The 21,183-nt window shown below is 65.0% G+C and carries 17 protein-coding genes and 3 pseudogenes; 15 read left to right on the forward strand and 5 right to left on the reverse strand.

The annotated features are described in order from the left end of the window. The first annotated feature begins 50 nt into the window (after window positions 1-50). Window positions 51-1,397, forward strand: a complete 1,347-nt coding sequence (locus MVA47_RS08345; RefSeq protein WP_247210667.1) for a cell wall metabolism sensor histidine kinase WalK — start codon at window positions 51-53, stop codon at window positions 1,395-1,397. A gap of 13 nt (window positions 1,398-1,410) precedes the next feature. Here MVA47_RS08345 and MVA47_RS08350 read toward each other — a convergent pair whose 3' ends face one another. After that, window positions 1,411-1,836, reverse strand: coding sequence for an HIT family protein (locus tag MVA47_RS08350; RefSeq protein WP_023957423.1), 426 nt, complete (start codon window positions 1,834-1,836; stop codon window positions 1,411-1,413). A 178-nt stretch (window positions 1,837-2,014) separates the two neighbouring features. Between MVA47_RS08350 and MVA47_RS08355 the strand changes: the two genes are divergently transcribed. The 4 genes from MVA47_RS08355 to purD all read left to right on the forward strand — a co-directional run bounded on the left by MVA47_RS08355 (window position 2,015) and on the right by purD (window position 8,085). Continuing rightward, on the forward strand, window positions 2,015-3,289 hold the full coding sequence (locus MVA47_RS08355) for a bifunctional glycosyltransferase family 2/GtrA family protein (RefSeq protein WP_247207452.1): 1,275 nt from the start codon (window positions 2,015-2,017) through the stop codon (window positions 3,287-3,289). Continuing rightward, entirely contained in the window at window positions 3,286-5,436 is a 2,151-nt protein-coding gene (locus MVA47_RS08360) for a glycosyltransferase family 39 protein (RefSeq protein ID WP_247207453.1), read from the forward strand. The genes MVA47_RS08355 and MVA47_RS08360 overlap by 4 nt, the downstream gene beginning before the upstream one ends. 82 nt (window positions 5,437-5,518) lie before the next feature. Then, complete coding sequence (locus tag MVA47_RS08365) at window positions 5,519-6,808, forward strand: low temperature requirement protein A (protein WP_247207454.1); 1,290 nt, start codon at window positions 5,519-5,521, stop codon at window positions 6,806-6,808. Window positions 6,809-6,834: 26 nt separating this feature from the next. Continuing rightward, window positions 6,835-8,085, forward strand: coding sequence for a phosphoribosylamine--glycine ligase (purD, locus tag MVA47_RS08370; protein WP_247207455.1), 1,251 nt, complete (start codon window positions 6,835-6,837; stop codon window positions 8,083-8,085). A gap of 18 nt (window positions 8,086-8,103) precedes the next feature. On the opposite strand, the pseudogene MVA47_RS08375 reads toward purD, so the two are convergent. Continuing rightward, a pseudogene (locus tag MVA47_RS08375) lies at window positions 8,104-9,068 on the reverse strand (alpha/beta hydrolase). Between the two features lie 90 nt (window positions 9,069-9,158). Here MVA47_RS08375 and MVA47_RS08380 point away from each other — a divergent pair. From MVA47_RS08380 to purB, 3 genes and pseudogenes are all read left to right on the forward strand, one after another. Further along, a pseudogene (locus MVA47_RS08380) lies at window positions 9,159-10,309 on the forward strand (pyridoxal phosphate-dependent aminotransferase). An 84-nt stretch (window positions 10,310-10,393) separates the two neighbouring features. Further along, window positions 10,394-10,993 carry a TetR/AcrR family transcriptional regulator gene (locus MVA47_RS08385; RefSeq protein WP_084247990.1) on the forward strand — a complete coding sequence of 200 codons (600 nt, stop codon included), beginning with the start codon at window positions 10,394-10,396 and terminating at the stop codon, window positions 10,991-10,993. A 58-nt stretch (window positions 10,994-11,051) separates the two neighbouring features. After that, window positions 11,052-12,500: an adenylosuccinate lyase gene (gene purB, locus MVA47_RS08390; protein ID WP_247207456.1), complete on the forward strand. Its 1,449-nt coding sequence runs from the start codon at window positions 11,052-11,054 to the stop codon at window positions 12,498-12,500. A gap of 270 nt (window positions 12,501-12,770) precedes the next feature. On the opposite strand, the pseudogene MVA47_RS08395 reads toward purB, so the two are convergent. Continuing rightward, window positions 12,771-13,063, reverse strand: a pseudogene (locus MVA47_RS08395) (SelT/SelW/SelH family protein). An 87-nt stretch (window positions 13,064-13,150) separates the two neighbouring features. Here MVA47_RS08395 and MVA47_RS08400 point away from each other — a divergent pair. The 3 genes from MVA47_RS08400 to MVA47_RS08410 are packed head-to-tail and all read left to right on the forward strand — an operon-like array spanning window position 13,151 to window position 16,601. Then, a complete protein-coding gene (locus MVA47_RS08400) occupies window positions 13,151-13,537 on the forward strand; it encodes a DUF1304 domain-containing protein (protein WP_247207457.1) in 387 nt (128 codons plus the stop codon). A 53-nt stretch (window positions 13,538-13,590) separates the two neighbouring features. Beyond that, window positions 13,591-14,484: a phosphoribosylaminoimidazolesuccinocarboxamide synthase gene (locus MVA47_RS08405; RefSeq protein ID WP_062795296.1), complete on the forward strand. Its 894-nt coding sequence runs from the start codon at window positions 13,591-13,593 to the stop codon at window positions 14,482-14,484. Continuing rightward, entirely contained in the window at window positions 14,481-16,601 is a 2,121-nt protein-coding gene (locus MVA47_RS08410) for a S9 family peptidase (protein WP_247207458.1), read from the forward strand. The genes MVA47_RS08405 and MVA47_RS08410 overlap by 4 nt, the downstream gene beginning before the upstream one ends. A gap of 99 nt (window positions 16,602-16,700) precedes the next feature. On the opposite strand, the gene MVA47_RS08415 is transcribed toward MVA47_RS08410, so the two are convergent. Together MVA47_RS08415 and MVA47_RS08420 are read right to left on the reverse strand one after the other, a co-directional pair. Then, complete coding sequence (locus MVA47_RS08415; RefSeq protein ID WP_247207459.1) at window positions 16,701-18,164, reverse strand: DHA2 family efflux MFS transporter permease subunit; 1,464 nt, start codon at window positions 18,162-18,164, stop codon at window positions 16,701-16,703. 30 nt (window positions 18,165-18,194) lie between these two features. Continuing rightward, window positions 18,195-18,722 carry a MarR family winged helix-turn-helix transcriptional regulator gene (locus MVA47_RS08420; protein WP_247207460.1) on the reverse strand — a complete coding sequence of 176 codons (528 nt, stop codon included), beginning with the start codon at window positions 18,720-18,722 and terminating at the stop codon, window positions 18,195-18,197. Window positions 18,723-18,839: 117 nt separating this feature from the next. On the opposite strand from MVA47_RS08420, the gene MVA47_RS08425 reads away from it, so the two are divergent. The 4 genes from MVA47_RS08425 (at window position 18,840) to purQ (ending at window position 21,178) form a co-directional block, all read left to right on the forward strand. Beyond that, entirely contained in the window at window positions 18,840-19,328 is a 489-nt protein-coding gene (locus tag MVA47_RS08425) for a glutathione peroxidase (RefSeq protein WP_247207461.1), read from the forward strand. A gap of 100 nt (window positions 19,329-19,428) precedes the next feature. Then, on the forward strand, window positions 19,429-20,133 hold the full coding sequence (locus MVA47_RS08430) for a DUF2334 domain-containing protein (RefSeq protein WP_247207462.1): 705 nt from the start codon (window positions 19,429-19,431) through the stop codon (window positions 20,131-20,133). 119 nt (window positions 20,134-20,252) lie between these two features. Beyond that, on the forward strand, window positions 20,253-20,501 hold the full coding sequence (gene purS, locus MVA47_RS08435) for a phosphoribosylformylglycinamidine synthase subunit PurS (protein ID WP_247207463.1): 249 nt from the start codon (window positions 20,253-20,255) through the stop codon (window positions 20,499-20,501). Continuing rightward, a complete protein-coding gene (purQ, locus tag MVA47_RS08440; protein ID WP_247207464.1) occupies window positions 20,498-21,178 on the forward strand; it encodes a phosphoribosylformylglycinamidine synthase subunit PurQ in 681 nt (226 codons plus the stop codon). Before purS ends, purQ begins: the two co-directional genes overlap by 4 nt. Window positions 21,179-21,183: the final 5 nt, after the last annotated feature.

The following is a 21,183-nucleotide window of genomic DNA, read 5'->3' on the forward strand; positions in this document are numbered from 1 at the left end:
GCGGGGTACCCCTGCGGGTGTCGCTGGTGGCGCTGACACTGGTGCTGGTCATGCTCGGACTGTTGGTGTCGGGTATCGCCGTGACGTCCGCGATGAAGAACAACCTGATGGACCGCACGGACAAGTCGCTGCGGGAGGCCTCGCAGACCTGGGCGAGGCCGAAGGAGTTGCCCCCGGATCTCCCGAAGCCCGAGGACGTCCAGATCGGCCGGCCTCCGACGCCGTACTTCGTGTTCGTGCAGCGCGCTGACGGAACAGTGCTGAAGATCAACGACTTCGGCGGTCAACCCGACATCACCGATCTGGGGAAGTTGGGGCCAGATCCCGTGACCGTCACGTCGGCCGGCGGCGGCGACCCCCATTGGCGGGTGATCATGACATCCTCACCGACCGGAACCGCCATCGTCGCCATCAAACTGACCGACGTCGACGATACGGTCACGCGGCTCATCTGGCTGCAGTTCGGGATCGGCGTCGGGGTGGTACTCCTGGTCGGAGCACTGGGATATCTGTTGGTGCGCAGCAGCTTACGGCCGTTGCAGCGGGTCGAGAACACGGCGATGGCGATCGCTGCCGGCGATCTCGACCAGCGAGTACCGCCGGCTGCACCCAACACCGAGGTCGGCAGACTCGGTGCATCGCTGAACACCATGCTGCACCAGATCCAGAATGCCTTTGCCGCCACCGCCGCGTCAGAGGAGCAGGCTCGTCGCTCCGAGGACAAGATGCGCCGATTCGTCGCCGACGCCAGCCACGAACTCCGCACACCTCTGACGTCGATCAAAGGGTTCTCCGAGCTCTACCGGCAGGGCGCGATGACCGACACGGCGCAGTTGATGTCGCGGATCGAAACCGAAGCCGGACGCATGGGACTGCTTGTCGAGGACCTGTTGATGCTCGCGCGTCTCGACGCGCATCGCCCGATCGAGCATGCGTCCGTGGACCTGCTCGCGCTCGCCTCCGACGTGGTGCACAGCGCGCGGGCCACAGCACCCGATCGGGACATCTCGGTGCAGGTGCTCGATGGCCCCGGCCTTCCGGAAGTGCAGGGCGACGCCGACCGCCTGGGTCAGGTGCTGAGCAATCTCATCGGCAACGCAATCCGGCACACCCCGCCGCAGGCCACCATCACCGTGCGGGTCGGCACCCGTGGTGATGACGCGGTTCTGGAGGTTGCCGACACCGGACGAGGCCTGCGTGACGAGGACAAAGCCCAGGTGTTCGAGCGCTTCTACCGGGCCGATGCCTCGCGCCACCGCACCGAGCACTCCTCGGGCAGCGGTCTCGGGCTGTCGATCGTCGCAGCCCTCGTTGCCGCGCATGGCGGAACTGTCGGGGTCGACGACACACCGGGCGGCGGTGCCACGTTCTGGGTCCGGTTGCCTCGCGAGCGCTGACTGACCCGGAGGTTCAGTCGGCTACGTGATCGGTATGACCGAGTTCGCGTAGCTTTGCCCGGATCTTGTCGGCAACCGCATCCAGGGCCGCGGGGTCGGGGTCCTTGTCGGCGGTGGCGAGGTCGAAGGTCTCGAGCTGCCAGGCCGGGAACACGTGGACGTGCAGGTGCGGAACCTCCAGGCCGGCGATGAGCAAACCCATCCGCGGCGCGTCGAACGCTTCCTTCACGGCCTGGCCGACGGTCTGTGCCACCGTGTTGATCTTTCCGAACAGCTCAGGATCAACGCTTTCCCAATGGTCGACCTCTTGGCGCGGCACCACCAGCAGGTGACCGTCGGTGACTGGGTTGATGGTCAAGAACGACACCACGTCGTCGTCCTTCCACACGAACCGTCCGGGGATGTCGCCGTTGATGATCATGCTGAAAACAGATGCCATGGGATGAGCATATTGGTACGTGCGATATCGCGACTCGCTACGGAGCCGAAGCGGAGCCGAAGGTGTGGCCGCGGTTGATCTGGACTGCCGACGAACGAGCGCAGCGAGCCAGATGAACACAGCTTCTTGACAGCTACGCCCGAGGTTTGCGGCAGGTCCGGATTCCAGAGTGTGTGCCATGACAGCAGACACCCTCGACGATGCGCCGATCGAGACCGCCGCAATCGTGTTCGACCACACGCCGCCAGGACCGGTTCTCGACATAGTTGTCCCGGTTTTCAATGAGGAACTCGACCTGGGCAGGTGCGTGCAACAGCTCGCCGAGTACCTGAACACCCAGATGCCCTACTCGGCCAGGATCACCATCGCGGACAACGCCAGCACCGACGCCACGTTGCAGATTGCCTGCCGCCTGGCTGCGGCGATCGATGACGGGCGGCGGGTGCGCGTGGCGCATCTCGACGCGAAGGGTCGGGGCCGGGCGCTCAAAGCGATGTGGCAGGACAGCGACGCACGTGTGGTCGCGTATATGGACGTCGACCTGTCGACCGACCTCAATGCGCTGCTGCCGTTGGTTGCGCCGCTGGTGTCGGGACATTCGGATCTGGCGATCGGCTCTCGACTGACCCGCTCGTCGCGGGTGGTTCGAGGACCGAAGCGAGAGTTCATCTCTCGTGGCTACAACCTGCTGCTCCGCACCACGATGGGGGCGAGTTTCTCGGACGCACAGTGCGGATTCAAGGCGATTCGCTCCGACGTGGCTCGGCGTCTGCTGCCGATGGTCGATGACACCGGCTGGTTCTTCGACACCGAGATGCTTGTCATCGCACAGCGGGCCGGGCTTCGGATCGCCGAGGTGCCGGTGGACTGGGTGGACGACCCGGCCAGCAAGGTCGACATCGTGAAGACGGCCACCGAGGACGTGAAGGGTTGTTGGCGTGTCGGACGGGCTCTCGCGAGTGGACGGCTGCCGGTGTCGGATCTGCGGGACAGCTTCGGCCGCAACGAACCCGGACCGCAGGTGACCGGGGTGCCGCGTGGGATGGTGGGTCAACTGGCCAGGTTCTGTGTGGTCGGGGTGGCCTCCACCATCGCCTACGCGGTGCTCTACCTGGCTCTGCATTCGATCGTCGGGGCACAGACGGCCAACTTCTTGTCGTTGCTGATCACGGCCGTGTTCAACACTGCCGCCAACCGCGCCTTCACCTTTCGGGTGCGCGGACGGGACAATGCCGCCAAGCATCATCTCCAGGGAATCGCAATCTTCGTGTTCGGTTGGGGTCTGACGGCCGGATCGCTTCTCGTGCTGCACATCTGGGCTCCGGAAACGTCCAAGAACGTCGAGTTGTTCGTGCTCGTGGTGGCCAACCTCGCTGCCACGATCCTGCGTTTTCTCGGTTTCCGCTGGGTGTTCGGCGCGTCGCATCGCACTGTGAAAGAGGTCTCGGCATGACTGTGCTCATCGATCGACCGCCGGCCGATCCGGCTCCCGATGCCCCCGATTCGACGTCCGGGGTGTCGACCCGCCCACGGTGGGAATGGCCCGCCTTCGCGATCCTTGTTGTCGCCACCGGCGTGCTCTACCTGTGGAACCTGAGCATCAATGGCTGGGCCAACTCGTTCTATTCGGCGGCCATCCAAGCGGGGTCCCAATCATGGAAAGCCTGGTTCTTCGGGTCCTCGGATGCCGCCAACTCGATCACGGTGGACAAGCCGCCGATGTCGTTGTGGATCCCGGGGATCTCCGTCCGCGTCTTCGGGTTGAACTCGTGGTCGATCATCGCTCCACAGGCACTCATGGGCGTCGCGTCGGTGGCGCTGCTGTACTGGATCGTGCGGAAGCGATTCGGCCCGGCGGGTGGGCTGATCGCCGGTGCGACGCTTGCGCTGACCCCTGTGGCGGCGTTGATGTTTCGATTCAACAATCCCGACGCGTTGCTGGTGTTGCTGATGATCGCCGCGGTGTGGGCGACACTCAAGGCCATCGACGACGGACGGATCCGCTGGATGATCCTGACGGGTGTGTTTGTCGGCTTCGGATTCCTCACCAAACAGATGCAGGTGTTCTTGGTGATACCGCCGCTCGCGCTGACCTACATCGCGTTCGGGCAGAAGACCTGGCTCAAGAGACTCGGCCATCTCTTCGCAGCACTCGGCGCCATGATCGTGTCGGCCGGATGGTGGGTGTTGGCCGTGGAATTGTGGCCGAAGGACTCGCGATCCTACATCGGTGGATCGCAGAACAACTCCATTCTCGAACTCACGTTGGGCTACAACGGTTTCGGACGTCTCAACGGAAACGAGACCGGTAGCGTGAGCCCGGGCGGAGGCGGCATGGCCGAACGGTTCGGTGCCCCGGCCGCGGGAGGCGTCAATGAACTCGCCGCGCCCGGTGGTGCGACGTTCACCGGCCCTGGCGGAGGTGGCGGGATGTGGGGTGAAACCGGCATCACCCGGATGTTCGAATCGGGCCAGGGTGGTCAGATCGCGTGGCTGATCCCGGCCGCACTCATCCTGGGAATCGCGGCGATCGGGTTGCGCGGCATGGGGTCCCGAACCGACAGTCGCCGCGCCCTGCTGGTCGTCTGGGGCCTGTGGCTGATCACGACGATGGCGGTCTTCAGTTTCATGGCGGGGATCTTCCACGCGTACTACACGGTGGCGCTTGCGCCGGCCGTTGCCGCTCTGGTGGGCGCCGGCGCGGTGGAGTGCTGGCGTCGACGCGAGAAGCGTTGGGTACCAGTAGTGCTCGCTGCGGCAGCATTGACGACCGGCATCATGTCTTTCGTGTTGCTCGATCGATCCGCCGGCTTCCTTCCGTGGCTGAGATATGTCGTCCTCGCCGGCTCGATCGTCGCTGCTGTGGGTCTGCTTCTGTCCAATCTGCGGAACACCGGCGCGCGGCGCGGCGCACTGGTCGCGGCTCTGGTCGCGGTCGTCCTGGGGCTCGCGGGGCCGGCCGCATACGCCGTCGACACGGTGAGCAGCGCACGCTCGGGATCGATCCCGAGCGCCGGCCCCTCCTCGCAAGGAGGGTTCGGTCCAGGTGGCGGTATGCGAATGGGCCGGGGTGCGGCAGGCGGCGGCATGCCTCCCGGCATGTCGAGCAATCAGGGCACCGTGCCGGGGATGCCCAACGGTCAGGGCCGCACCATGCCCCCCGGACAAGCGGGCGCCCAAGTGCCGCAGGACGGTACGTTCGAGCTGTTCGGCGGGCCGGGAGGTATGGGTGGTACCGGCGGCGGTCTACTGCAGGGTTCGCAACCGAGCGATGAGCTGGTGGCGTTGCTGAACACCGATGCCGACGACTACACGTGGGTCGCGGCCGCCATCGGATCGAACAGTGCCTCGGGCTACCAGCTCGCGACCGAGCGTTCGGTGATGCCGATCGGTGGCTTCAACGGCAGCGACCCGTCTCCGACGCTCGCGGAGTTCAAGAAGTACGTGCAGGACGGCGAGATCCACTACTTCATCGCCACGGGCGGCGGCATGATGGGCGGCGGCGGCACCGGATCGGACATCACCGAGTGGGTGGAGGCCAACTTCACCAGTACAACAGTGGATGGCGTGACGCTCTACGACCTCACCGCGCCCGCCTGATCAACGATCGGAGGCACCTTCTTCTAAGCTCTCAGTGCTGTTCGGCGAAAAAGGACAGCCTGACAGAGAAGGTGTCTCCGACATGAGCGAGCCCGAGAGCAACGTCCGTCCGGCCACCGCGGGGGTCGTCCAACTCAGGCACCGGGTGACCCGGATGCGCGGCCGCGACCCGCATGAGGACGGTCGCGCGGCTACCAGCCTCGAGTTGTTCTTCGATCTCACATTTGTGGTCGCCTTCGCGTTCGCCGGAAGCGAAGTTGCGCACTTCGTCGCCGAAGGGCACTACAAGACCGCCGTGATCGGGTTCGTGTTCTGCACGTTCGCGGCGGTGTGGGCCTGGATCAACTTCACCTGGTTCGCTTCGGCATTCGACACCGACGACTGGGTGTATCGCCTGACGACGATGCTGCAGATGGTCGGTGTCCTGATCCTGGCCCTGGGCATCGAGCCGCTGTTCGCGTCGGTGGACGAGGGCGGTGTTGTGGACAACCGCGTGCTCGTCCTCGGGTATGTGGTGATGCGCCTGGCCATGGTGCTCCAATGGGTCCGCGCCGCCCTGAGCAGCCCGGACTACCGCCGGACCTGCCTCACGTACGCAGCCGGAATCAGTGTTGTGCAGATTGCCTGGATTGCGGCCATCTTCCTCGACACCACCCTTCTGCAGACCCTGCTGGTGATCGGGGTGCTGGTCGTCTGCGAGATGGCGGTGCCGGCGATCGCCGAGAACATCGGCGATGAGGGCACGACGCCGTGGCACGCCCATCACATCGCCGAGCGGTACGGTCTGCTCGCGATCATCACCTTGGGCGAAGGCATCGTCGGCACCACCGTGGCGCTGCAGGCGGTGGTGCACTCGGCCGGATGGACTCTGGAGACGGCGATCCTCGGCCTCGCGGGAGTCGGCATCACGTTCGGCATGTGGTGGGTCTACTTCATCGTTCCGGCCGGCCACGCCTTGCACCTGCAGCGCGGCAAAGCGTTTGTCTTCGGGTACTTTCACATCATCGTCTTCATGTCGATCGCGATGATGGGGGCGGGACTTCACGTTGCGGCACTGTTCATCGAACACAAGGCGACGATCAGCGAAATGGCTGCGGTGGTGTCCGTGGTGCTGCCCGTCGGGGTCTTCATCGGGTCGGTCTTCCTGCTGTACGGATTCCTGCTGGGTTTCGATCGCACCAATGTGGGGTTGGCCGTCGGGTCGGGCGCCATCCTGGCGGTCGCGGTGGTGCTGGCAGCAAACGGGGTGTCGGTGGTGACGTGTCTTGTGGTGATCGCCCTGGCGCCGGCACTCTGCATCGTGGTCGACGAGCGACTTGGCAGTGAAGGACGAAAGAAGGCACTCGAGGCTTTGGTGGCCGGTTCGCGCTGATCGCGGCGGACGGTAAGGTCTGGCACGTGCGAGTACTCGTCATCGGATCGGGCGGCCGCGAACACGCCCTCGTATTGGGCCTGGACCGCGACCCCTCGGTCACCGATCTGCATGTTGCCCCCGGCAATCCCGGGACCGCAGCTGTGGCCACCAATCATGCGGTCGACATCGTCTCGTCGGACGCCGTGGTGGCGCTCGCCCAGGAGATCGAGGCAGACCTGGTGGTCATCGGCCCCGAGGTCCCCTTGGTGGTCGGCGTTGCGGATGCTCTGCGGGCAGCCGGATTCGCAACCTTCGGACCGGGTGAGCAGGCAGCAAAGATCGAGGGCTCCAAGGCCTTTGCCAAAGATGTGATGGCCGCTGCCGGGGTGCGTACGGCGCACAGCGAGATCGTCGACAGTCCGGCCCGGCTCGATGCTGCCCTCGACCGCTTCGGTCCCACCTGGGTTGTCAAGGACGACGGCCTTGCCGCAGGTAAGGGCGTGGTGGTCACCCCCGACCGCGTTGCCGCCCGCGCCCACGCGGCCGACCTTCTCGAGAGCGGCCACCCGGTGCTGCTGGAGTCGTTCCTCGACGGCCCCGAGGTGTCGCTCTTCTGCCTGGTCGACGGTGAGACGGTGGTTCCACTGTTGCCTGCTCAGGACCACAAGCGGGTCGGCGATGGCGACGCGGGGCCGAACACCGGTGGCATGGGCGCCTATACGCCGTTGCCGTGGCTGCCCGAGGAGATGACCACGCGCATCGTCGACGAGGTTGTCGCGCCGGTTGCGGCCGAGTTGGCCCGGCGCGGGATCCCGTTCTCGGGACTGCTCTATGCCGGTCTGGCGATCGGTGCAGACGGACCGGCAGTGGTCGAATTCAATTGTCGCTTCGGCGATCCCGAGACCCAAGCCGTTCTGGCTCTCCTCAGGTCGCCGCTGGGCGTCGCCCTCAACGCGACCGCGACAGGGCACCTGGACCAGCTGCCGCCTCTGGAGTGGGAGCCCGGGGCCGCCGTCACCGTGGTGCTGGCAGCCGAGAACTACCCGGGTCGACCCCGTACGGGCGATCCGATCACCGGTGCCGACGCGGAGGGCGTGTTGCACGCCGGTACCGCATCGGTTGATGGATCGGTGGTTTCCAGTGGCGGGCGTGTGCTCAGCGTCGTCGGTGTCGGAGAAGACCTGGCAGCCGCACGGGCACAGGCTTACGAGCGACTGTCGGGAGTCAAGCTCGCGGGTGCGCACTACCGCCGCGACATCGGCCTGGCCGCCGAAGAAGGCCGTATCTCGATCTGATTGCCGGCGGCAAACAGGTCAGGCAGCGAGGTTTCGGCCTAGAAACGCGATCTGTCCGGGCAGGACGCCGCGCCAGTATCGGTTGGTGTGTCCGCCGGGTGAGGTGCCGAAGGCCGGTGGTGGCCGCAGGCCCGCCATCCATTGCCGGGTGTAGGTGAAGAACTGGTCGCTGGATCCACACTCGATCAGCAGTGGGATCTTCATGAACGAATCCTGCTGCCCGAAAAGCGAATTGGCCTGGTAGTCGGCGAGACTGTCGAACGCTCGCGGGGGAAGGTCGCGGGGTCGCCCCACAGCGCGGGGGAGCTGACTGCGATGGCCGATACCCGTGGTGCGCCCAGCAGTGCACCCAGGCGCAGTGCGCCGTAGCCGCCCATGGACCAGCCGAAGAATCCGATGCGATCGGTGCGCAGCTGGAGTTCGGGGGTGCCGTCGAGCAGTGGCAGGAACTCGTCGAGCACCATCGCGCCGCCGTCGGTGCCATCGGCGCGGGGGTGATAGTAACTGCGCGCCGCATCCACGGCGGCGAGGGCAAACGGCGCATTGCCCTGGTTCACCCAGTCCTGCATCAGGTTCTGCATCTCCAGACCCCCGCCGAAAGCCGCCCTCTGGTCAGTGTTCAAGGCGTGCAGCACCACCACCACCGGCAACTCGCCGGTCACGCCGGCCGGCCGCGCGACGATCCAATTAGTTTGACGTCCAAGCATTTTCGCGGAGATGAAGCTGCCACTGAACATCTCGGCAGTCCCACTCTGCGGAACAGTCGGCACAGTGGAGGTGGTCTTCGGCTCGTCCGCGCGGGCCGGCTGAGGTGCCACGCGCTTCGACCCGTCACCCGACCCGCACGCTGCCAGCAGCCCCATGGCACCCAGTCCGGCACCGGCCGTGAGAAGGGAACGACGGGGTACCGCCAGATCGGCGAGTCCGGAAGTGCCGTCGTCGTTGCTTCCGGGTCGCTGGAAGCGGTTGCCTGTGGTAGTCATTGCGAGATACACGGTACCTGCGGCGCGGCGCCGAGCGACCGTTCGACCCTCTGACGCGATGTCGTTTACGGCAGGCGCTAACTTCGACAGATGCGGTCGCAATCGGACAGATCCCAGGTCGAGATGTTCCATGTGATGGACGTGCTGGCAGCGATCGCCAAACGACGTGCCCGCGGCCTCGACGTCGTGTCGTTGGCCGCCGGTCAGCCTTCGACCCCGGCTCCGGCGCCGGTTCTCGAGGCCACCGCGGCCGCCTTGCATGCCTCTCCGCTGGGCTACACCGAGTCGCTCGGTATCGCGCCGCTGCGCGAGGCGATCGCGGCGCATCACCGCGACACCTATGGAGTGGAGGTGAGTGCGGACGACGTCGTGATCACCACGGGCTCATCCGGTGCATTCACCCTCATCTTCCTCGCTGCTTTTGATGCAGGCGACACGGTGGCCATGGCCCGGCCGGGCTATCCGGCATACCGGAACACGCTTTCGGCGCTGGGTTGCCAGGTACTCGAACTCGATTGTGGTCCCGAAACGCGGTTTCAGCCAACGGTCGACATGCTCGAACAACTCGACCGGCCGCCGGCCGGATTGATCGTCGCCAGCCCGGCGAACCCCACCGGGACAATTCTCGCGCCCGAGGAACTCGCCGATCTCGCCGCCTGGTGCGACGCCCACGGCACGTTGCTCATCTCGGACGAGATCTATCACGGCATCAGTTACGGGCGGCCCACCTCATGCGCATGGGAGACGTCGCGCCAGTCGGTGGTGATGGGTTCGGTGTCGAAATACTTCTGTATGACCGGTTGGCGACTGGGCTGGATGTTGGTGCCCGAACCTCTGCGTCGGCCCGTCGAGCGACTCACGGCGAACATGACCATCTGTCCACCGACCTTCAGCCAGCACGCCGCGGTCGCAGCGTTCACCCCCGAGTCACGCTCCGAACTGGACGGGCACGTGCGGCGCTACGCGCGAAATCGTGAGTTGTTGGTGGGCGGCCTCGCCGCGCTCGGCATCACCGACGTGGCACCCCCGACGGTGCGTTCTATGTGTACGCCGATGTCGGTGCGATCACCGACGATTCGCTGGGCTGGTGTGAAGGCGTGCTCGAGCAGACCGGGGTCGCCATGGCGCCGGGTCTGGACTTCGACACCCGCAAGGGACACCGAACCGTGCGGATGAGTTTCGCCGGCGCGACCGACGAGATCGAGCGGGCGCTGCAACTCCTCCGTCCGGTTCTCAGCTGATCGAGCATCACTGAAATCCTTGCCGGGGGTCAGTTTTTTGCCGAAACGATCCCGCCGCCGCGTGCCCTTTGCCACCATGACGGGGTGAGAGCAGCAGCGACCCCCAAGGGGACGCGCCGAAGGGCGCGATTGATCGCCGCCGCCGGGGAATTGTTTCTGGAAGGCGGTTTTGACGCCGTCCGACATCGGGCGGTGGCCGACCGAGCGCAGCTTCCGCTTGCCTCCACGACGTATTACTTTGCCTCACTTGAGGATTTGGTTGCCGAGGCAGTGGCGTCCGCCTGTGCGAATGATTGCGATGCGATCATCGAGAGGGGCCGGGGGCTGACCCGGCGTCGCCGCGGGGCCGAGGCGACGGCCGAAGTACTTGCCGATGTCTTCATCGGGGAGGACACGTCGCGAGAGCGTCTGACCTGCCGGTTCGAGTCAGTTGTTCTCAGTGCGCGGGTGCCGCGACTGCAACAGGTTCTCATCGACCACCGAAACACGTTGCGTAACACTCATTTCGAGGTTCTCGAGAAGTCGGGCCGCAGCACCGATCCCAGTGGGATCGAGCAGTTGATGGCTGTCGAGGACGGTGTGGTGATCGGGGCCCTCGCCGACTCGGTGGAGGACGTGGTCAAGGTGACCCGCACCGCCCTGAGCGAGGTCATCGACCAACTCGCACCCGTCGCCGCGGTGTGATGCGCCGGTCGTGACCGCCATGTGCGGGGGCCATGGCGGACATGTCGCATAATGAGGCGTGTCTGAAACAAAATCGCCGACCGAGAAACCGCGGGTCTCGAACGTCCTGGCCGGTCGCTATGCGTCGGCAGATCTGGTGCGGTTGTGGTCCGCCGATCACAAGATCGTCCTGGAGCGGCAACTGTGGGTCGCAGTCCTCAAAGCGCAGCAGGAACTCGGCGTCGACGTACCCGACGAGGCCATCGCCGACTACGAACGTATGCTCGATCAGATCGACCTGGCCTCCATCGCCGACCGTGAACGGGTCACCCGCCACGACGTGAAGGCGCGCATCGAGGAGTTCAACGCCCTCGCCGGCCACGAGCACATCCACAAGGGGATGACCAGCCGCGACCTCACCGAGAACGTCGAGCAATTGCAGATCCTGCGGTCCCTCGAGCACGTACACGCACACGGTGTCGCCACCGCGGCACGCTTGGCCGACCGGGCCGCCCAGTACTCCACGCTGGTGATGGCCGGTCGCAGCCACAACGTCGCGGCGCAAGCCACCACCCTCGGCAAGCGATTCGCATCGGCGGCCGACGAACTGCTCATCGCGCTCACCCGCCTTCGCGAGCTGATCGACCGCTATCCGCTGCGCGGTATCAAGGGCCCGATGGGCACCAGCCAGGACATGCTCGACCTGCTCGACGGAGACGTCGACAAACTGTCCCAGCTGGAGTCGAAGGTGGCCGACCACCTCGGGTTCTCGAAGTCGTTGACGTCGGTGGGTCAGGTGTACCCGCGATCGCTCGACCACGACGTGGTCTCGGCGCTGGTCCAGGTGGCTGCCGGACCCTCGTCGTTGGCGCACACCATCCGCCTGATGGCAGGCCATGAGCTGGTCACCGAAGGTTTCCAGGCAGGGCAGGTCGGCAGTTCGGCGATGCCGCACAAGATGAACACCCGCAGCTGCGAGCGGGTGAACGGGCTCGCAGTGGTGCTCCGCGGCTACGGATCGATGGCTGCGGAACTTGCCGGCGCGCAGTGGAACGAGGGCGACGTGTTCTGCTCGGTCGTGCGCCGCGTGGCATTGCCCGACGCCTTCTTCGCCATCGACGGACTGCTCGAGACGTTCCTGACGGTGCTCGCCGAGTTCGGTGCCTACCCAGCGGTGATCGCAAAAGAACTCGACCGGTACCTGCCGTTCTTGGCGACCACCAAGGTCCTGATCGCTTCGGTTCGTGCAGGCGTCGGTCGCGAGGTCGCGCACGAGGCGATCAAGGAGAATGCCGTCGCCGTGGCCCTCGCCATGCGCGAAGACGGTCGCGATCCCGACCTGCTGGACCGACTGGCCGCCGACGACAGGATCCCACTCGACCGCGCCGGGCTCGACGACGCGCTGGCCGACAAATCGGCATTCATCGGCGCAGCAGAGCACCAGGTGGCCGACGTCGTCGCTCAGGTGGGCAAACTCGTCGATCAATATCCCGACGCCGCCGGTTATGCGCCGGCACCTATTCTCTGACCGTTTCGCCTGCCGGTTGTGCAAACCCTCCGACTTTGTCGACTTCCTCCGGTTGCAACCGGAGTTTCTGGCTGGAGTCGGAGGCTTTGGCGGGCCCGGGTTGCCGGTTAGGCAGACCCTCCGACTTCGTGGAGTTCCTCCGGTTGCAACCGGAGTTTCTGGCTGGAGTCGGAGGTCCTGCTGTGGGGCGTGAGCGGCGGGTCACGCAGACCCTCCGGTTTCGTGGACTTCCTCCGGTCGCAGTCGGAGTTCCTGTCCGCCTCGCTGGCACTAATCGGAGTCTGCCTTGTCGGCGTGCCCGAGGTTCCAGTCCGGCACCGCGATGTCGCGCACGAGTTTCTTCAGAGTGACGACGTCGGGAAACCCGTTGTCGCGCTTGCGCTCCCATACCAGTTGTCCGTCGACCTCGATGGTGAACACGCCGCCGGTACCTGGCACCAGGGTCACCGACCCCAGTTCGGTACCGAAGGTGTTCAGCAACCCGTTGCCATCCACGACGCCCGAAGTACCCAGTTGCACTGAGTGCAATAAGTGATGGTGACCGATGCAGCCGATGTGCTCACCGGTTCATTGTGGCAGTCTTCGCAGTCGGCGGATATTCGTGCCGACAGCGGTAGCGAAGACCACATGACTGCGGACGGGACGGCGACGTGACGGTAGTAGGCCTCGTATTCACCGCGATTGCGGCACTCATCCACGTGTACATCTTTGTGCTCGAATCGCTGCGGTGGACGGCACCGGCAACCCGCACGACCTTCGGAACCACAGCCGAGGAAGCCGAAGCGACCAAGGAGATGGCCTTCAATCAAGGGTTCTACAACCTGTTCCTGGCGATCGTCACCGCTGTCGGGATCGTGTTGACCCTTGTCGATCACGCCGATGCCGGAGCTGCGCTGGTGTTCGCCAGCGCTGGGTCGATGGTTGCCGCAGGTCTCGTTCTGCTGATCTCGTCGCCCGAAAAGGGGCGTTCGGCGCTGATCCAGCTGACGCCGCCGGCAATCGGCGTCGCGGCTCTTGTCGCCGGCCTGGTGTTCTAGCGCCACCCGCCCTGGACGTCGAAAGGCGTGCCGGCCCGACTAGCCTGAAAACCATGCGTCCGAGCCTGGAGTCCTACGAACATCTCGCGGCCGGAAAGGTACGTGACCTCTATTCGATCGACGAGCAGACGATGCTGATGGTGGCATCCGACCGCATCTCTGCCTTCGACCACATCCTGCCCACGCCCATCCCTGACAAGGGCCGGGTTCTCACTGCGATGAGCGTCTACTACTTCGGTGCGCTGGGCGTTCCCAACCACCTGGCGGGCGATCCGACCGACAGTCGCATCCCCGCCGAACTGGTGGGTCGAGCGCTCGTCGTGAAGAAACTCGACATGCTCCCCGTCGAGTGTGTCGCGCGCGGGTACCTGACCGGATCCGGCCTCCTCGACTACATCGCCACCGGCTCGGTCTGCGGTATCGCCCTCCCGGAGGGGCTCGAGGAGTCGAGCAGACTCCCCGAGCCGATCTTCACCCCCGCGACCAAGGCAGACATCGGCCAGCACGACGAGAACGTCAGCTTCGACGCAGTGGTCGCCACCGTCGGCGAAACGCTCGCGCAAAAGCTCAGAGACCTCACCCTCGACATCTACTCGCGGGGATCTGAGCTGGCGGCAGAGCGTGGAATCATCCTCGCCGACACCAAGTTCGAGTTCGGACTCGACGAAGAAGGCACCGTTGTCCTCGCCGATGAGGTCTTGACACCGGACAGTTCGCGCTACTGGGACGCGGCGAACTACCGGGCAGGCATGGTGCAGCCCAGTTTCGACAAACAGATCGTCCGCAACTGGCTCACCGGCCCCGACTCCGGGTGGGACCGCGATGCAGACAATCCGCCGCCTCCGTTGCCGGACGACGTCGCGCAGCGTACCCGTGACCGCTACATCGAAGCTTACGAACGTATTTCAGGTCTGTCATTTGATGACTGGCCGAAGGGAGAGCAGTGACCGACACCTCGCAGGACGCAGCAGCAGGCGCGCCGCCCGTCGCGAAGAAGATCCCGTTCGAACGCAAACACCACGGAGACACCGTGATCGACCACTACGAGTGGTTGCGCGACAAAGAGGATCCCGAGGTCATCGCATTCCTCGAACAACAGAACGAGTACACCACCGCGCACACCGCCGACCTCGCAGATCTCCGCGCGGACATCTACAGCGAGATCAAGGGCCGCACCCAGGAAACCGACATGTCGGTGCCGACGCGACGCGGTCAGTATTGGTATTACGCACGTACCGAAGAGGGCAGGCAGTACGCACTCAGGGCGCGGTGCCCGATCGCCGGCCCCGACGACTGGACGCCGCCGACGGTTGAGCCCGGTCAGAGTGTGCAGGGGGAGGACATCCTCCTCGACTCCAACGTCGAGGCCGAGGGCACCGACTTCTTCAGTCTCGGTGCGCTCTCGGTGAGCGAAGACGGCAATCTGCTGGCGTACAGCGTCGACACAGCTGGTGACGAGCGATACACCATGCGGTTCAAGGATCTTCGCACCGGCGAACTGCTCGCCGACGAGATCCGTGACACCGCGCCGGGCGCACTGTGGTCGCTCGATGGCAACCATGTCTTCTATCAGACCGTCGACGAGGCATGGCGGCCCGACACCGTCTGGCGTCACGACCTCGGTGCAGGTACGCCCGACGTCAAGGTGTTTTACGAGCCCGACGAGCAGTACTGGGTGGGGATCGGTGGAACCCGCAGCGACAAGTACCTGATGATCACGCTCGGTTCGAAGATCACCACCGAAGTCCGGATTCTCGACGCCACCGACCCGACCGGCGAGTTCACCGTGGTGTGGCCCCGTGAAGAGGGAGTCGAGTACGGCGTGGAGCACGCCGTGATCGACGGACGGGACCGCTTCCTGATCCTGCACAACAAGAACGCCGAGAACTTCGAGCTGCTCGATGCGCCCGTGGCCGATCCCACCGATACCCGGGTGATGGTCCCGCATGACCCGGAGGTCAGGATCGAGGATGTCGACGCATTCGCCGGCCAGCTGGTCCTGAGCTATCGGCGAGAAGCGTTGCCGCGGTTGTCCATCGCCCAGCTCAACGGAAGCGGCACGCCGGAGTTCGTCGAGGTCTCGTTCGACGAGGAGCTCTACTCTGCCGGACTCGGCGGCAACCCCGAATGGGCGGCGCCGCGGCTGCGCATCGGGTACACGAGCTTCATCAATCCCACAGAGGTGTTCGATCTCGACGTCGCGACCGGCGAACGGACACTGCTCAAGCGCCAGCAGGTGCTCGGTGACTTCGACCCGGCCGACTATGAGCAGTACCGTGACTGGGCCACGGCGAGCGACGGCACCAAGATCCCACTCTCGGTGATCCGGCGCCGTGAACACGCCGACGGGCCTGCGCCCACGTTGTTGTACGGATACGGCTCCTACGAATCGAGCAACGACCCAGGATTCTCGATCTCACGGTTGTCGCTGCTCGACCGCGGCGTCGTGTTTGTCATCGCCCACATCCGCGGTGGCGGTGAGATGGGCCGGCATTGGTACGAGACAGGTAAGACCCTCACCAAGAAGAACACCTTCACCGATTTTGTAGCCGCTGCACAACATCTGATCGACACCGGTGTCACCACCCCCAAGCAGCTGGTCGGTGAGGGCGGTAGCGCCGGCGGCCTGCTGATCGGCGCGGTCGCGAACCTGGCGCCCGAGCTGTTCAACGGCATACTCGCGGTGGTCCCGTTCGTGGATCCGCTGACGTCCATCCTCGATCCGTCGTTGCCACTCACCGTCATCGAGTGGGACGAGTGGGGAAACCCGTTGGCAGACAAGACGGTCTACGAGTACATGAAGTCGTACTCTCCGTATGAGAACGTCGATGCCAAGCCGTACCCGCAGATCCTGGCGGTCACCTCACTCAACGACACCCGCGTCCTCTACACCGAGGCGGCGAAATGGGTTGCCCGGCTGCAGGACAGCACAACCGGAGATGCGCCGATTCTGTTGAAGACCGAGATGAAGGCCGGACACGGTGGTGTCAGTGGCCGCTACAAGCAGTGGGAAGAAGTCGCCTTCGAGTACGCGTGGGTACTGCGTCAGACCGGCGCCGTCTGAGAACTGGACTGCAACAAAGCGGCGCGACCCGGCTGGTGCCGGGTCGCGCCGCTTGTTTGATCTGAACTGCTTGCCTCACCTGAACCTGCGTCCAGGTGATCAGTGCATGATCACCGGGGTCTTCGCCTCGATGTCGGCATCGACCGCGTCGTGCACTATCCGCTTGCGCGGCAAGAAGAACGCTGGGATCAGCGTCAGCACGATCAGCCCGACCGACACGATGAACGTGTCGCCGAAGGCTCCGGCAATGTCGCCGCCGCTCTCGACCGCGCCCTTGACGTTGTTGGCCAAGATCACCGAGATGACCGCGGTACCCACCGACCCCGCCGCCTGCTGCACAACGTTCATGAGAGTCGAACCGTCGGGAACCTGAGCCGGATTGAGTGTTGCCAGCGCGGCGGACATGATGGGCATCATCGTCATACCCATGCCGAGTCCCTGGACGAACAGAGCCGCGCCGAGGAGCCAGTACGAGGTGTCGGCGCCGATGAAGATGAAGACGCCGAGTCCGATCGCGATCAGGACGATGCCGGGGATCACCATCTTCCCGGGGCCGTGTTTGTCGGTCAGCCGACCGGCCATCGGCATGGTGAGCATCGCCCCGATGCCCTGAGGTGCGATGAGCAGTCCGGTCAAGAGCGTGGTCTCGCCGCGGACGCCGATGTAGTACTGCGGGAACAGCAACATCGCACCGAAGAACGCGATCATGAACAGCGACATGGTCACCACCGACCACGACAACTTGCTGTTGGTGAACAGCCGCAGGTCGAGTAGTGGGTTACGGGCCCGTAGCGCATGCACGATGAACCCGGCAACCAGGATTGCTCCGATCACGGCCGGTATCAGCACCTTTGCGGTCATGAAGGTGCCCTCTTCGGTACTCGAGGAGATGCCGTAGAGGAACAGCGCCAGACCGGGAGACAGCAGGAGCAGTCCGACGAAGTCGAATGTCGGGCGCGACGTCTCGTTGTCCTTGGGCAGGATCCAGTAGGAGTACGCGAAGGCGAGTGCACCGATCGGGACGTTGATCAGGAAGATCCAGTGCCAGCTGGCGTACTCGATCAGGGCGCCGCCGATGATCGGCCCGAGGATGGGGCCGAGGAGCATCGGGATGCCGAGCACTGCCATCACCGACCCGACCCGAGCCGGGCCTGCCGCCTTGGTCAGGATCATCATGCCGACCGGCATCAACATGCCGCCGCCGAAACCTTGCAGCACCCGGAAGATGACCAGGGTGCCGATGCTCCAGGCCAGTGCACACAGCACCGAGCCCAGGACGAACAGAACCAGCGACGTCAGATAGACCTTTTTGGTGCCGAAACGTGCGGCGGCCCAGCTCGACAGCGGGATGACCGCGGCCAGGGCCAGCGTGTAACCGGTCATCGTCCACGCCGAACCGGCCTGGTCGGTGCTGAACTCATCCTGGAATGTGTTCTGCGCCACGGACACAACCGTGGTGTCGAGAATCGACATGATCGCGCCGAGCACGACCACGGCCGCGATCTTGATCACTGCCGGATCGAGCTTGTCGCTCGCACTCGACGTAGTTGACGGTGAGGTCATGGGGTCACTTTCTCGATCGTGTTCGAATGTCTATCGGGTGGCGGCCGAGGTCGCGGCTGCCAAACCTTGTGTGGCAGAACCAGTGCGGACGTTGTCGGAGCACATCGGCGTGCTCAGATAGTCGCCGGCAAGGATGGGGAGCAGGGCACTGTTGAGATCAGCGCGCATGTCGCTCGGGAGTTTCGCGATCACATCACGCACCGAGTCTTCTCGGCGCCGGATGCTCAACGCAACTGCTTTTTCGCCACCTTCGGCCAGCGAGACCCTCTTGATCCGGCGGTCGTGCTCGTCCTCGCGTCTCGACACCATCGAAAGGCCGACCAGCTTGTCGACGGCACGTCCGGCGGCAGCGAGAGATAGGTGGAGCTCGTCCGCCAACTCGTTGACCGACAGCGCATTACCGTGCCGGTTGAGGATCAGCAGAGCCTTGTAGTGCGTGAAACCCAAGTCCGTCTCGATGAGGTCATCCATCGCGTCGGCGTCGAGCGCGCAGGACAACCGGGTCAGGAACTCGTGCACGGTTCGAAAGGTCTCTTCGACCCCGCCTGATTGTGACACTGGCTAACGGTAACGCCGACGCAACTATTGACACCAGCGCAACCAACTGTGTTTTCGGTTACATGGTCTGCGCCCGACTGCCGCCACCGGAAGCCGTCATCGTCGTAACCTGTGTCAATGACCACCGACATCAAGAACATTCCCCTGCGCACACTGTCCGGCGACTCGACCACTCTCGGAGAGTTCGGCGGCCCCGTCCTCGTGGTGAACGTCGCGAGCAAGTGTGGTCTGACGCCGCAGTACGCCGGCCTCGAGAAGTTGGCCGAGAACTACCGCGATCGTGGCCTGACGGTGGTGGGTGTGCCCTGCAACCAGTTCATGGGGCAGGAGCCCGGTACCCCCGAGGAGATCGCCACGTTCTGCTCGGCGACCTATGGGGTGACGTTCCCGCTCCTGGAGAAGACCGATGTGAACGGCGACGACCGCCACCCGCTGTACTCCGAACTCACCAAGGCGTCAGATGCTGATGGCGAAGCCGGTGACATCCAGTGGAACTTCGAGAAGTTCCTGCTCAGCGCGGACGGAGAGGTTGTCGGACGGTTCCGTCCGCGGACCGAGCCGGAGGCGACCGAAGTGGTCGAGGCGATCGAGCGCACGCTCGGATAGCGGTATCGGGCGTGGGCCGGGACGGTCGCGGGCGCTGATTTTGCGTGTTGTCCACCTGAGGGCAACCGGCTGACCACCTGCGCCCGCAATACTGGGCGCCGTGGCAGGACAACTGATCGTCTCGGTTTCCGGTATCCGTGACACCACCCTTGCGCAGGTCCAGGCCTTCGCCGATGAGGTGGCCACGCGAGACGTGCCGCTGTCGTTCCTCGCCGCGCCTCGTCTCAAGGGCGGCTACCGCCTGGCCGAGGATGCCGATACCTGCGCATGGCTACGCGAACGGCGCAGCGGCGACGACGCGGTCGTCTTGCACGGGTACAACCAGGTACCCAGCCGCCGCCGGCGAGCCGAGTTCGCCGAACTCGGAGCGCACGAGGCCGGTCTGCGACTGCTCGCCGCCGACCGGATGCTCGAGCAGATCGGGCTACGTACCCGGATCTTCGCCGCGCCCCGATGGAATGCGTCGCCAGGCGCCCGCTCTGCCCTCGCCGGTCGCGGATTCCGTACCAACCTGGGCTTCACCAGCATCGAAGACGTGATGACCGGGACGTCGACCAAAGCGCGAGTCCTCGGTATCGGCGACGGCTTCTCGGCCGAGTCATGGTGGTGCCGGCTCCTTGTCCGCAACACCGTCCGGGTGGCGCGCCGCGGCGGGGTGGTCCGGCTCTCGGTGGCGGCCAAACACCTCGGCGAGCCGGTGACGGGCAAGGCCGTTTTCGACTGCATCGACCTCGCCCTACTCCACGGCGCGCAGCCGGTGACGTACCGCAACCTGACGTCGACCGCGCTGCGACGCGCTGCCTGAGGTACGAAGTTGGGCCGAGAGTTTCGGTCTGGTTCGAGCCGGGAACCTCCGGGGCCGGTCCATCAAGCGATTGCCGGTAGAGTGACGGCTGAAAACAGCAGCTGAAGAGGAGCGCCCAAGTGGCTCGAGTGGTAGTTGACGTGATGCCCAAAGCCGAGATCCTGGATCCGCAGGGTCAGGCGATCAGCGGCGCGCTGGGCCGATTGGGGTTCGACGGCATCGCCGACGTGCGCCAGGGCAAGCGTTTCGAACTGGAAGTGGACGACACCGTGGATGACGAAGCGCTCGACCGCATCGCGGCAGAGTTGCTGGCCAACACCGTCATCGAGGACTACTCGGTGACCCGGGTGCAAGAGGCCGCATCGTGACGGCACGCGTCGGGGTCATCACGTTCCCGGGATCGCTCGACGACATCGATGCCGCGCGCGCGGTGCGCCTGGCCGGTGGTGAGCCGGTGGAACTGTGGCACGGCGATGGCGACCTGCAAGGCGTGGACGCCGTTGTGGTTCCCGGTGGCTTCTCATACGGCGACTACCTGCGCGCCGGCGCGATCGCCAGGTTTGCCCCCGTGATGGGTGCTCTGGTCGAGGCTGCAGGCAAGGGAATGCCGATTCTCGGAATCTGCAACGGCTTTCAGGTGCTGTGCGAAGCCGGGCTGTTGCCGGGGGCACTCACCCGCAACAACGGACTGCACTTCCTGTGTCGCGACCAATGGCTGAAGGTCGAATCGACCGCTTCGTCGTGGAGCAGCCGTTTCGAGCCGGGCGCAGAGATCCTCATCCCGCTCAAATCGGGTGAAGGCCGTTTCGTCGCGTCCGAGGCAGTGCTCGACGAACTCGAAGGTCAAGGCCGCGTGGTGTTCCGTTACGCCGGCGACAACCCGAACGGCTCGATGCGCGACATCGCCGGGATCGCCAGCGCCAACGGGCGCGTGGTGGGCCTGATGCCGCATCCCGAACACGCCACCGAAGCGTTGACAGGACCGAGTGACGACGGCCTCGGGTTGTTCTACTCCGCTCTTGACGCAGTGCTCACCACGGCCTGAGCAGA

Source organism: Williamsia sp. DF01-3 (assembly GCF_023051145.1).
Classification (GTDB): Bacteria; Actinomycetota; Actinomycetes; order Mycobacteriales; family Mycobacteriaceae; genus Williamsia.